The 13197-nt window shown below is 36.0% G+C and carries 13 protein-coding genes; 7 read left to right on the plus strand and 6 right to left on the minus strand.

Annotated features, from left to right (window positions below):
- The first annotated feature begins 500 nt into the window (after positions 1-500).
- The 4 genes from KGF86_RS17995 (at position 501) to KGF86_RS19425 (ending at position 2192) form a co-directional block, all read left to right on the plus strand.
- Complete coding sequence (locus tag KGF86_RS17995; protein WP_186870220.1) at positions 501-806, plus strand: RNHCP domain-containing protein; 306 nt, start codon at positions 501-503, stop codon at positions 804-806.
- A 72-nt stretch (positions 807-878) separates the two neighbouring features.
- Positions 879-1394 carry a DUF1572 family protein gene (locus KGF86_RS18000; RefSeq protein ID WP_211742620.1) on the plus strand — a complete coding sequence of 172 codons (516 nt, stop codon included), beginning with the start codon at positions 879-881 and terminating at the stop codon, positions 1392-1394.
- A 1-nt stretch (position 1395) separates the two neighbouring features.
- Positions 1396-1905 carry a GNAT family N-acetyltransferase gene (locus KGF86_RS18005; protein ID WP_211742621.1) on the plus strand — a complete coding sequence of 170 codons (510 nt, stop codon included), beginning with the start codon at positions 1396-1398 and terminating at the stop codon, positions 1903-1905.
- Between the two features lie 98 nt (positions 1906-2003).
- A complete protein-coding gene (locus tag KGF86_RS19425) occupies positions 2004-2192 on the plus strand; it encodes a hypothetical protein (RefSeq protein WP_246521703.1) in 189 nt (62 codons plus the stop codon).
- Between the two features lie 273 nt (positions 2193-2465).
- Here KGF86_RS19425 and KGF86_RS18015 read toward each other — a convergent pair whose 3' ends face one another.
- The 6 genes from KGF86_RS18015 to sspI all read right to left on the minus strand — a co-directional run bounded on the left by KGF86_RS18015 (position 2466) and on the right by sspI (position 8333).
- On the minus strand, positions 2466-3077 hold the full coding sequence (locus KGF86_RS18015) for a lytic transglycosylase domain-containing protein (protein WP_186870223.1): 612 nt from the start codon (positions 3075-3077) through the stop codon (positions 2466-2468).
- Between the two features lie 53 nt (positions 3078-3130).
- Positions 3131-3802, minus strand: a complete 672-nt coding sequence (locus KGF86_RS18020) for an ABC transporter ATP-binding protein (protein WP_186870224.1) — start codon at positions 3800-3802, stop codon at positions 3131-3133.
- The gene (locus KGF86_RS18025) at positions 3795-4928 is read right to left on the minus strand and encodes an ABC transporter permease (protein WP_211742622.1); all 1134 of its coding nucleotides are present in this window, start codon (positions 4926-4928) and stop codon (positions 3795-3797) included. The genes KGF86_RS18020 and KGF86_RS18025 overlap by 8 nt, the downstream gene beginning before the upstream one ends.
- Entirely contained in the window at positions 4925-6148 is a 1224-nt protein-coding gene (locus KGF86_RS18030) for an ABC transporter permease (protein ID WP_343221480.1), read from the minus strand. The genes KGF86_RS18025 and KGF86_RS18030 overlap by 4 nt, the downstream gene beginning before the upstream one ends.
- A gap of 71 nt (positions 6149-6219) precedes the next feature.
- Positions 6220-7806 (minus strand): flagellar basal body-associated FliL family protein, encoded by a 1587-nt coding sequence (locus KGF86_RS18035; protein WP_211742624.1) that lies wholly within the window; start codon positions 7804-7806, stop codon positions 6220-6222.
- A gap of 302 nt (positions 7807-8108) precedes the next feature.
- Positions 8109-8333 (minus strand): small acid-soluble spore protein SspI, encoded by a 225-nt coding sequence (sspI, locus tag KGF86_RS18040; protein WP_211742625.1) that lies wholly within the window; start codon positions 8331-8333, stop codon positions 8109-8111.
- 96 nt (positions 8334-8429) lie between these two features.
- Between sspI and KGF86_RS18045 the strand changes: the two genes are divergently transcribed.
- From KGF86_RS18045 to pheT, 3 genes are all read left to right on the plus strand, one after another.
- Entirely contained in the window at positions 8430-9167 is a 738-nt protein-coding gene (locus KGF86_RS18045) for a TrmH family RNA methyltransferase (protein WP_211742626.1), read from the plus strand.
- 396 nt (positions 9168-9563) lie between these two features.
- Positions 9564-10598 carry a phenylalanine--tRNA ligase subunit alpha gene (gene pheS / locus KGF86_RS18050; protein WP_186870230.1) on the plus strand — a complete coding sequence of 345 codons (1035 nt, stop codon included), beginning with the start codon at positions 9564-9566 and terminating at the stop codon, positions 10596-10598.
- 12 nt (positions 10599-10610) lie between these two features.
- The gene (pheT, locus tag KGF86_RS18055; RefSeq protein WP_211742627.1) at positions 10611-13037 is read left to right on the plus strand and encodes a phenylalanine--tRNA ligase subunit beta; all 2427 of its coding nucleotides are present in this window, start codon (positions 10611-10613) and stop codon (positions 13035-13037) included.
- The last annotated feature ends 160 nt before the right edge of the window (positions 13038-13197 follow it).

Here is a 13197-nt window from a genome sequence, read left to right on the forward strand (position 1 = left end):
TACGTATAATTTCTTTACTTACTATCAACTTTAAGCTTCATTTTGCCATGCAAGTATGGAAAGAATCATTTAACTTATCTAAATAAAATACAATTTTTCCATGTTCTAAGAATATAACATGATACACTATACTATGGGTAACAAATAGATACAACGTGATAATTCGAAGGAGATGGTTAACGTAGTAACTTTAACCGTCAAATTACTCAGGGACTAGGGGACGAATGCCAACGTCAGTGATATTAATCATACACCTACTGGTGGAAGGTGGAGTAACATCTGTCTTACAGTGACTGGTACAAAGGAAACTAAAGCCAGTTATGGTTCGGATATACAGATGAAATAGGCTGTATGGAAGCTGGAATCAGAAGTAATCGCTATCTCTAAAGGAAGGCGGTGAATGGGTCACTAGTTTAATAAAGCCTGAGACTTATGAATGTAAGGAAAGGAAACGGAACCCTGCCTCCATAGATTTGATTAAAATCTAGGAGGTAAAGTTCTTGAGTAAAAAGAGTGAAAATACAGGATTCCAATGTGAACGTTGTGGTGCGTCGGTACTACCACTTACAAATGGTAGTTTCCGAAATCACTGTCCATATTGCTTATATTCCAAACATCTTGATGAAAATCCTGGTGATAGAAGTAGTTTATGCCATGGTTTAATGGAACCAATTGAATTAACTTATCATACTAAAAAAGGTTATCAAATTGTTCATCGATGTTGTTCTTGTTATAAAGTGCAAAAAAATGTTGTTGCCACAAATACCGTGCAAGAAGATAATTTTTTTCTATTATTAACGAAGTAAACTAAATAAAACACGGCATGTATTTATTTGTTACCCCAAGCTACCTAAAGTAGTGTTATTAGGAGGACTTGCATGAGTCAGTTTAAAGCAGATTATCTTAACGTTATCCTAGCGCAATTTCAGCATTTTAAAGAACGAGCAGAAATGGGATTTCAGCAATTATCGGAGGATGATTTCCATTGGAAACCAAATGGTCAATCTAACAGTATTGCGATAATAATCAAGCATTTAAGTGGGAATATGCATTCCAGATGGGTTGATTTTCTGACGACAGATGGAGTAAAAGAGTATCGAGATAGAGACTCGGAATTTATTGATACATATGTATCTAAAGCACATCTCATGAAAATATGGGAGGATGGCTGGAAGTTACTATTTCATACAATTGAAAATTTAACAGAAGAAGATTTAGATAAAACAGTCACCTTAAGAGAGAAGCCACTAAGTGTATTACAGGCCATTCAAACTGAAATAGCCCATATTAGTTATCATGTAGGACAGATTCTATATATTGGGAAGCAAATCAAAGATAAAGATTGGACTATTTTAAGTATACCTACAAAAGATATCAATAAGGAGGGGGATTGAAATGATTGTTGTTGAAACCGAGAGACTATATTTAAGGGAATTAGTGTTCGATGATCTCGAATCACTAGAATTGGTGCTTTCTGACCCAGAATCCATGCAATATTATCCTGAGCCATTTAATCGAAAACAGGTTGAAAGCTGGATCCGATGGAATATTGAAAATTATGAGAAGTATAAGCATGGTTTATGGGCAGTGGTTCTAAAAGAAGGAGATCAATTTATTGGGGATTGTGGTATTACCATGCAAAATATTGATGAAGAACGATTACCTGAAATTGGTTTCCATATTATTAAGGACTTTTGGAATGAAGGGTATGCAACAGAAGCAGCGCGAGCATGTATGGAGTATGCCTTTACCACATTAAATTTTCCTGCTATATACTCCTATACTACCATTGAAAATATTCCATCTCAGAAAGTAGCGGAGAAGATCGGAATGAAAAAATATAAAGAATTTGATAAGAATGGGGTAAAACAATTGGCACAAGTAGCATATAACCCTAGTATTTGATTCTATTTAACAGGCAGCACCATCTGTTCTATTGGGACATACCTCTTTGTTCAAGGCATATAGTATGGTAAGACCATATTATAAATGAGGGGATCCAATTGAATGGATGGTTAAAAGTGTTCATTAGATTCATAGAATGTGTGATAATTCTTGCTATAGGGTTATGGGTGACGAACTCTATTTTAACACCTATGTTTGAGCAATATGGTATCATGCTTCTTGGTAATGTTTGGGTAAATTGGTTTGGTGTATCTTATCTATTATTGTTTGGTATTCTTTACTATTAGGTCTATCCCTTGTGAAGGAAAATAACTTTTATAAACAACGGATTAACTCTGGCATTTTCTGGGTTCTATGTATTGGAACTATTTATGTGGTATTTGTACCTTTTGTAAAGGGGGAGAATCCGTTTTGAGGTACGAGAGTTTCTTGAAAAATCGGGAACCCTACTTAACTCTTATCTCATAGAACACAGGTAATATTATAGGTAGAAATGAAGACATATCATATGAAGAAAAAGAAAGAGGATCCAGGCTATCACACCTAAGATCCTCTGTGATTTATGCTAAATATTGGTTCATTACCTTTCTTACATAATTCTGTGTTTCTTCAAATGGAGGGATTCCCTGATATTTATCGACGTTTCCAGGACCAGCATTATATGCTGCTAAAGCTAGCTCCACATTTCCGTTATAGCGATTTAACATTTCGCGTAAATACTTCGTTCCACCCTCAATATTTTGTTTTGCATCATATGGATTGACCACACCTAGACCTCTTGCTGTGGAAGGCATTAACTGCATTAATCCTTGCGCGCCCGCACTACTTTTAGCAAATTGATTATAGTTTGATTCAGTCTTAATGACAGCATGAATTAAACGCTCATCAATCCCATACTTATTGGAAGCTTCAGCGACCAAGGCGCTATAACCATTAGGAATTGGTTGTCCTTCACTAGCATCTACGGCATTCGTATTATATAGGAATGGAGACATTGTTAGTGGTAAGCTAGTTTGCTTATCAAGTATAGTGGATTCTTCTAATTTATCATCTAGTATTTGTTTAAATGCCACATCTACTACTGGTGAAAAGCTTGATAGACTATTCGTATTAGAACTTAAGATTGACATTGCCTGATATTGCATAATCAGCTGTAGTTGTCTTATATCCATTTTATCGCACCTCTATTTCACCTACTATTTTACTATAAATGTTCCATAAAATACTAGAATGAAATTACTTCTTTACCAGAATTTTTGAGAATTTCCTTATAGAATAAATCATTTCCTATACAAATTACCCGATCACAAAGATGTTTTATTTCATCCATATCATGTGAAGTATAAAGGATGATTCGATTATGTTCTTTTGCCTGTTTAAGCAAATAGGAGCCAATTTCTATTTTAGACTTTAAATCAATGCCAACAGTTGGTTCATCTAATAGTAAAATAGTTGGATCATGGATTAAGCTGATAGCAATGTTCAGCTTTCGTTTCATCCCACCAGATAGTGTTTTAACCGGTACATCCCACTTATCCAAATTCATTTCCAAGCATAACTGTCTTAATTGTTCACTTGTTTTATTTGTATAAGCGAGCTTTTCGAAAAATAACATGTTTTCTTTAACGGTAAGCTCATCCCAAATAGCTATATCCTGTGGAACATAGCCAATCTGCTTACGTATTTCTTTACGATGCTTTTTATAAGAGTAATCAAAAAGGGTAATACTCCCCTTATTTGGCTTATCGATTGTAGCTAACAACCGTAATAAAGTCGATTTACCAGCTCCATTTTCCCCGACAAGTCCGATAACTTCACCGGGCAATACGGAGAAGGAAAGGTTGTTAAGTATTTGTTTCCTGTTATAGCGTTTTGTTAAGGATTGTATATTAAGCATTGCTAACATCCTTTCGAAAAAGAGATATGAAAACTAGTATTAAACTAAAACTACTCCACAGAATGGTTGGATTGCCACTAATGAAAGCGTGGAGTGGATTAAGAACAGCAGCGAAAGGTAATTCCGGAATAAATTGATGAACCGGAATGATTGCGCCTGTTAAAATAGCTAGAACGATAACCATCAGGAGTGATATACCGTAATATCTTGCAGTCTTCCTGAAGAAGCTTGCTATACTAAAGGAAAGCATACATAGCATAAATCTAAAGCTGATCAGTACGAATATAAAATGAAGGGAAATCGCTTCATCTAATAATACTGTAAACACAGCTAAGGCCATGAAATCAAATAACAAAAATATAAGGAAATATAAGATTATCAGCTTGAAGTAGTAGCTCCATTTTGACAGGTGAATAAATGTATAGCGAGCTGAAACAGCTAATGACTTTTCTTTAATTACCCAGTCAAATAGGAATAATGAACTTAATAAACTAAAGATTGCCCAAATAGTCCATGTGTTCCATGAGATTAATGTAGGTTCAACATTGCTATTTGTTGTTCCGTAATAGGTAAACGCTGTATTCAGTAGATTTTCATCCATTTGTACTTGTATAGTCTTTTGCTGAATTTCCTCTAAAGTCCAAGGTTCTGTCACGTTATACTGTTCATTCATCTCGAGGATAAAATTCGCTGCCTTAGCACGACCTGTCTGCTCCTGTACGAGTGAAACGATCATTTCTTTAATAGGGGAGTATGCAATAGATAATTCTGTTCGATAGCTCGAGAGAATCTTATTTCGCATACCACTGTTAACAGCCTGCTCAAATCCTTCATGGATAATAAAAACACTATCAAGCTCATGTTTTTCCAATTGGTATAATGCTTCCTTTTCCGTCGTTTCATACACTTGAACAAGCTCGGATTCTGTTATGGATTCTAGTAAGTGATGCCCTAAATCGGAATCATCCTCCATGACAATTCCAATTGGAACATTGGAATCCTCTTGAATGGTATTTGCAATCGTGATGAAAAGATAGGTTCCAAGTATTGGTAGTAGAAACCAGAAGAGCATACTGATTACTTTCTTTTTCCATAATAGAAGTCTCGTAAACAAAATATCCTTCATGACTTAACCCGCTCCTTCAGTAAAGCTAACCCGATTGTCAAAAATGCTGAAATTCCAGCTGTGAGGAGAAGCGGTATGTAATCCGCATAAACTCGCCTGTTCAAGATAATTTCCTCTAACCAGTGAAATGCCTGGTAGGAAAACAGATAAGGAATATATTCCTGCATATAAAGCGGTAAATAAATAGCTGGAATGATAGAACCACTTGCAAGTAATAAGATTCCAGTAACAATAATTTGTACAAGCAGCTGGAGCTTTTTAGAATGGACTGTCGTTTCTATCAATGCTAGCACAAATAGAAAGTTAATCGTATGTAAGCCCAGTAGAGCTATCAATCTAGCATAATTATCATGGTGAATAGATAAATCTAGTACATGTATAAATCCAAAAAATAATAACGTACCTAATATAATGCTGATCAGACATGTCATCATGATTCTAGCGATGATTTGCTGAAGCTCCGTAACCCCATAAAGCATCATTCTCGTTTGAATTTCCTTGGACTGTTCTCTATACAGTAGCTGATAAATAGTGAAAATCCATATAGTGAAAACAAAGAACCCCGCAGCCAGGCCGAAATATTCCTGTGGAGTCGAGGTGGCATTATTGGACACGATTTGTTGGTCTAAGACATTATCCTTACTAATGGCATATAGTAAAAATTCGTTAAATTGTTCGAGTACTATCATGTTTCTTGTTTCCGTATCGATGTCTAATTGCTTGGCAAAATAATTGATAGTTAGAATATTCGCTTGGGAGGAGCTAATATGCCTAGCTGCACTATCAACTAATTCTTTTATAAGATAGCTTTCCATTTCTCTATTTGGGTTACCAACAACCGTTACAATGATGGACTCTCCACTATATAACTTATTGGTAAATTCTTCTGGAAATAGGATATAGGCTACTAATTCGTCTAGTTCTATTTTCTCTTTCGCCTCTTGCTCAGAAAAACGTTTCATATGTAAATAATCCCCTAATTGGGAGGACTCCTCTAACAATCTAATGACCATGGCGGTCTCAGTAGATTGGTCAAGATCAACTAAACCAATTTGTATTGGTTCTTCCTGTACATTCGTTATATAAGCAACCAAAATAAATGCAACTAATCCAATTAGAAAGATTGGAAAAAGCAAAAGAAGAGGAAGTGATCGCCACTTCCTCCTAAGTTGCATTAGATTATTTTTGGTGAATAACGATACAAGCTTAAGGAATTGCATTATGTTCACCTACTTCTAATACTTGTCGCCCAATGGTTCTTTCTATTCCATGGTCGTTGCTTCATTTCTACTTAAAACCCAAATCCAATAACGCTCATTAACCATTCTTCAAATTGTGGTGTGACCTCTGTTTCAAAGTATGTCATTAGCTCTTCTAGAGATAAGCTGCCGATATCTTTTACCTCTTCTTCAGTAGGTAATGAGACATTATCTGTTACTTTAGATTCTTTATTGACCGTTAATACGATTGCGTTTGATGGTATTCCATCACCAGCAACGGTGAATTCATGATTGGATTTCATTTGATCTCCATCATATGCTGCATCACCAGACCAAATTAGATCCATTGCATAACCAGTATCATCTGATAGTGTAAATGTTCGGTTAAAATCTTTTTTACTCTTATCTACTGTTTCTTTAGATTCATAGATTATTTTTAGTGTATCGCTAGTTAATGTTAAGCTATCGTTGATTTCGCCCTTATTATTTGACAATTCACCATCTAAGTTAATCTTATAATCAATTCCTAGCTCATCTACAAAACCTAACTCATATGCTAATGATACATCTGTATCGTTTTGGTTCAGTGTGCCATTTAGATAAAACGTAACTAGTTCCTCTTCTGTTGGACCTAATTCAATAGAAAAGTCACGTTTTACGATAATATCCTTATTAACCCAAATCGTGGAGGTGAAACCATCTGGAATCATAAAGCTATCCAGACCAGTAATAGCTTCTTGCAAAATATTTTCGTATTCTTCATCAAAGTTTGGAATTAATACATCAATACTTTCACCAAGTCTAATTGGACTGGTTCCTTGGGCTAGAATATATTCCTGTATGATTTCTTTCATGCGATCATCATCAGCCATTTTGGTAAACGTATCTTTTAAAATGTCCTTTACCTGTTTTTCAGATAGCTGGAAGGTGATTTTTTCCGTATCAACGTTATCATCACCTATTTTTACCTTTTCATTATTGGATGTAAATGCTTCATCCGGGAGCGCTTCATAAAGTCCATTAATATAATTGTCTTCTATATATTTCATGTCTTCTTCAGCCAGAACGTTTTGATTAAAGAACATATCAAAATCAATTGATTCTTCTCCAGTGAATGTCATAGGGTCTGCTTGATTGAGGAGCTTACCAAAATCATCGCCTTTTAATTGCAGTATCTCATTCATAAATGGAAGCCCTAGCATCACTTTTTCAGATGTTATAAAGAAGTTAATGTCTTCAATAGAGAAATTACCAAAGCTTCCCTTTAATGAAGCCTTGCCAATCTTTTCTTTACGATCTAATTGATTTGTTATAGTAATAGTTGTGTTATTTAGTATTTGTTCAGGTGTTATATATCCTGGACTATCTGATAATTGCATATTAAGTTGTGCGGAAACCTCATAAATATCTTCAATAGGATTTTCTAATCCTTTTTCAGACCACTCCAGTTCTGATCCATATCTGTCCTCTACCTGTTTTCCCAGAAAATCTACAGTTTTCTTTTCATACAGAAAATAATTGGCTTTTGGTGATTTATCAATTAAAACAAATGCAGCTACACTTCCTCCAATTAATAATACTGCAGCTGCAATAATAATTGATAATAATTTGTTAAAGCCCTTTTTATTCTGTTTTCCATCTTGATAGTTTTCTACCATCCATATTCCCCTTTCAAAATCAAACCTAAAAAGTAAATAAAATACAACACATACATTGTATAACATCGAGAATCAAAAGAGTCAATTTATTTTCAAAACCGTATTTATTATAAAAAATGAATCGAATTACCTATAAATCAAATTGTTGTTTTAGACGTTAATAGGTCCTTTGTATTACAAATGCTAGAGCTTTCCATTTCGAATTTATCGTTACTTCATCTATATGAGACAAGTATGGGTATAATGACTTAATTTAGAAAAAAATAAAAGAAGGCATCGTAGTGATACCTTCTTACGCTTTATTAACTACCTGCTGAAGCGCTTTTGACACCTTGTTCTAATGCTTCAATCATTTCTTGCTTTTCCTGTTCATTGGATTGCTGCCAAATAAGCTCAAACAGAACACCTAGCCCAGGTAGCATTTTTTCTTCTCCAGATTGAATAGCATCGACAATAGTTGCTTCTAACTGACTTTGATTATTGTCAGAGATATTGGACAGTATTGCATGACGCAGATTTAAATCCAAAAAATCACCCCTTATTTGTATTAAACTATGGATAGTTTGACCAGTTTAGGATTAAATATGTATGATAGTAAAAAGAATATGATTAGGAGAATGAATTTGTTAACATCTGTTAAAAACGATAAAGTAAAGGCTTTAAAAAAATTACATACGAAAAAAGAACGGGAGAGAACGGGAACATTCTTCATCGAAGGGTTTCATTTAATAGAAGAGGCGGTTCATAGTAATTGGAACATAAAGGAAATCATTCTGCAAGACGGAGTGGAATTACCGAGTTGGGCTAATGACTATCCGATTATAGCTGTTTCTGAATATGTATTTCAGCATCTTACCCAAACGAAAACACCACAAGGAATTGCGGCAGTTGTTCAAATGAATAACGATACAGTGGTAGCAGGGGATTATGTTTTATTACTCGACCGTATTCAAGACCCAGGGAATTTAGGCACGATTATTCGTACAGCCGACGCTGCAGGATTTAGTGCCGTTATTTTAGGAGAAGGAACGGTGGATATGTACAATGATAAAGTAATCCGTTCGACTCAAGGTTCTATTTTTCATTTACCAGTTTTTCAAGACAATCTGAATTCTCGGATCCATGATTTGAAAGCATCGGGCTTTAAAGTCTGGGCAAGTGCACTCACTAATTCCAAAGATTTTCATACTGTAAAGACTACTCCAAAGGTTGCATTAATAGTAGGAAATGAAGGTTCAGGTATTCATCAGAACGTACTTGATCTAGCGGATGAAGTAGTGAAAATTCCTATTTATGGTAAAGCAGAATCACTGAATGTTAGTATTGCAGCAGGAATTCTCATGTATCATATTAAAGGATAACTCTTGCAAATAGTACGTATTATGACTATAATTTTATCTAAATGTAAATAGTTAAAAGCTAAGAAAGAGCGGTTAACAGTTATACCATAGTTTTCAGGGAAGAAACGTCTTGACTGTGAACGTTTCTACTATGAACTCGTTAATCTTTCACTCTGGAGCTGACACTTGGACCTAATGATATTAGTAAAGGTGTTCCGGAATAAAATCCGTTATGATTCATCGAGTTGGGCACAGAAATTGTGTCAACAAGGGTGGTACCGCGAATTCAAGCCTCGTCCCTTCTTAGAGGGATAGAAGGCTTTTTTTATTAGCTATAGTTTTTAACTCAAAGAAAGAAAAAGAATGTTATGGACTGCGGATACGGCAGATAAACCTAAATTTAGGAGGGTAAAAACCATGCAAGAGGAATTAAAAGCCATACAAGAAGAAGCATTGGCAAAAGTAGAGGAAGCATCTGACTTAAAGGAACTTCAAGCAATCAAAGTATCATTCTTAGGAAAAAAAGGCTCGTTAACACAAGTACTCCGAGGAATGGGTAAGCTTTCACCAGAAGAGAGACCAGTAGTAGGAGAAATTGCCAACCAAGTACGGGAAGCAATCACGAATGCAATCGAAACAAAGAATACGGTTCTTGAAAATGCTGCATTAGAAGAAAAACTTCAATCAGAATCAATTGATGTTACATTACCAGGTCGTCCAGTTAAGGTTGGTGGACCACATTTATTAACAAAAGTCATTGAAGAAATAGAAGACCTATTTATTGGTATGGGTTATGAAGTACGTGAAGGCCCTGAGGTGGAAACAGATTACTTTAACTTTGAAGCGCTAAACCTACCAAAGGATCATCCGGCTAGAGATATGCAGGATTCCTTCTATATTACAAATGAATTGTTATTAAGAACCCATACGTCACCAGTTCAAGCTCGTACGATGCAGGAGTATAAGGGTGAAAAAGGATTTAAAATGATTTGTCCAGGTAGAGTATACCGTCGTGATACAGATGACGCGACACACTCGCATCAATTTACACAAATTGAAGGATTATATGTTGACAAAGATGTTAAAATGAGTGATTTAAAAGGGGTTTTAAATGTTTTTGCGAAGAAGATGTTTGGTGAAGATCGTAAAATTCGCTTACGCCCGAGCTTCTTCCCATTCACAGAGCCTTCTGTAGAAATGGATATTTCATGTAAAGTATGTGATGGAAAAGGTTGTTCCGTATGTAAAGGGACAGGTTGGATTGAGATTTTAGGTGCTGGGATGGTACATCCGAATGTCTTAGAAATGGCTGGATACGATCCAAACGTATATTCAGGATTTGCGTTTGGAATGGGACCAGAACGAATTGCCATGCTGAAATATGGTGTTAATGATATTCGTCAGTTTTATTTAAATGATAGCCGATTCCTAAAACAATTCCACCAGGCATAAGGAGGGTAAACGATGTTAGTTTCATTAAATTGGTTAAAAAATTATGTAGATATGGATGGTATTAGCCCAGAAGAGCTTGCTGAAAAAGTAACAAAATCTGGGATTGAGGTAGATCATATAGAGTATATAGCAGAAAAAAGTAATCATGTCGTAGTTGGACATGTAACAAGTTGTGAAAAACATCCAAATGCAGACAAATTAAATTTATGTCAGGTCGATGTAGGGGACGAAATATTACAAATAATTTGTGGTGCCCCAAATGTACGTCAAGGACAAAAGGTAGCTGTTGCGAAACCCGGCGCAGTATTACCTGGCAATTTCAAAATAAAAAAGGCTAAACTACGCGGTATAGAGTCCAATGGTATGATTTGCTCCCTGCAAGAGTTAGGCTTGGACGAAAAACACATACCTAAGGAATTTGCAGATGGTATTTTTGTCTTCCCAGAAGATACCCCTATTGGTGAACGTGTTGATTCATTATTGAATTTAGACGATGCGATATTAGAATTTGATTTAACACCTAATCGTGCAGACTGTTTAAGTATGCTAGGGGTTGCATATGAAGTGGGTGCTTTACTTGATAAATCAGTCAACCTTCCCCAAGATGGTGTGACTATGTCTAGTGAAAAAGCTGCTGATTCTATTTCTGTAAAAGTTGAAGATGAGGGATTAAATCCATACTACGGTGCCCTCGTTATTAAGGATGTGGAAATTAAATCCTCTCCACTTTGGATGCAAAATTACTTGTTAGCGGCAGGTATACGACCAATTAATAATGTTGTGGACATTACCAACTATGTATTGTTAGAGTATGGTCAACCATTACATGCGTTTGATTATGATCGACTCGGATCCAAGGAAATCGTTGTTCGTACTGCAATAGATGGTGAGAAAATTGTAACCCTTGATGATGTAGAACGCACGTTAACAACAGAGGACTTAGTAATCACCAATGGTAACGAACCTGTAGCGTTAGCTGGTGTTATGGGAGGAGCTAATTCAGAAGTAACAAGTGAGACAACGAACATTCTTCTAGAAGCAGCGTATTTTGATTCTGTTTCCATTCGTAAGACAGTAAAAACTACTGGACTTCGTAGTGAAGCTAGTACTCGTTATGAAAAAGGTATTGATCCAAACAGAGTAAAACAAGCTGGATTACGTGCTGCTCATTTATTAGAGCTTTATGCTGGTGGCAAAGTGCTTGATGGGGTTGTGGAATTCGATAAGCTTGATCGCTCAGAGAAAACGGTTCAGGTTCACACGGAAATGATTAACAGTCGCTTAGGTACTGAAATTTCTTCTGATGATATTGCTAAGATTCTAGAGCGATTACAATTTAACTATGAGCGTCAAGGGGATGAATTTAGCGTATTTGTACCAACACGTCGTGGTGATATTACCATCTTTGAAGATATGCTTGAGGAAGTGGCAAGAATTTACGGGTATGATAATTTACCATATACGTTGCCAACCGGAGCAGCGACAGCAGGTGGACTATCGAAGCGACAACAGCTTAGACGCGCCGTTAAACATTATTTAGAAGGTGTAGGGTTAATGGAAACTAGAACCTACTCCTTAACAAGTGAGAACTTTATTCAAAAGCTAGTTAGTCCTGAAGTGAAGGCTTTAAATCCAGAACCAATCAGCTTAGCAATGCCAATGAGTGAAGAGCATAAGTACCTACGACTTAGCCTATTACCGGAGCTTTTAAAGACAATTAGCTATAACCTAGCTAGAAATCAATCCAATCTTGCTTACTATGAAATTGGTTCCATTTTCCTTACGAATGAAAAAGAACTAACTAAGCAACCAGAAGAGCCATTACGTCTGTCCGGAGTATTGACTGGGAAATGGTTAGAACATCTATGGCAGCAAGAAAGTAAGCAGGTTGACTTCTATGTGGTTAAAGGAATCGTAGAGGGATTATTTGAACATCTAGAATTATCGTTAACTGTAGCACAAGCACAACTTGAGGATATGCATCCAGGGCGTACGGCAGTTATCTTATTAGATGGGAAAGAAATAGGATTCATGGGTCAATTACACCCAGCGCTTGAAAAAGAGCTTGATTTAAAAGAAACCTATGTATTTGATATTAATTTGGAAGCAGTACTTGATGCTCACAACCATGTACCACGCTATACACAAATTCCAAGATATCCATCTGTAACACGTGATATTGCATTTATCTTGGATGATGCAGTGAATGCTGGTGATGTAAAAACGACCATTGAGCAAGTAGGAGCGCCGCTTGTTAAACAAGTCCAAGTATTTGACTTATATAAAGGGGAAAACCTACCAGATGGTAAGAAATCAGTAGCATATAGCCTATTATATCTTGATCCAGAGAAAACATTAATCGACGAAGAAGTGGAAAAATCATATCAGGCTATTATAAAAGCTGTAAATGAGAAACATAACGCATATGTAAGGTCGTAAGCAAATCGACAAAACTTGTAAATGGTCTCAAGGATGGGGCTGTCCCATAAGTCCTAAAAAATAAGGCAAGGGAGAAAAACGAGTCGTATTTCTCCCTTGCCTTTTCGAGTTGTTCGATTTTTCTCTGAAAGTAGCTGGCGGATGCCTGCTACTTTCAGTA

It is taken from the genome of Ornithinibacillus massiliensis (assembly GCF_018310345.1).
Taxonomy (GTDB): Bacteria; Bacillota; Bacilli; order Bacillales; family Amphibacillaceae; genus Ornithinibacillus; species Ornithinibacillus massiliensis.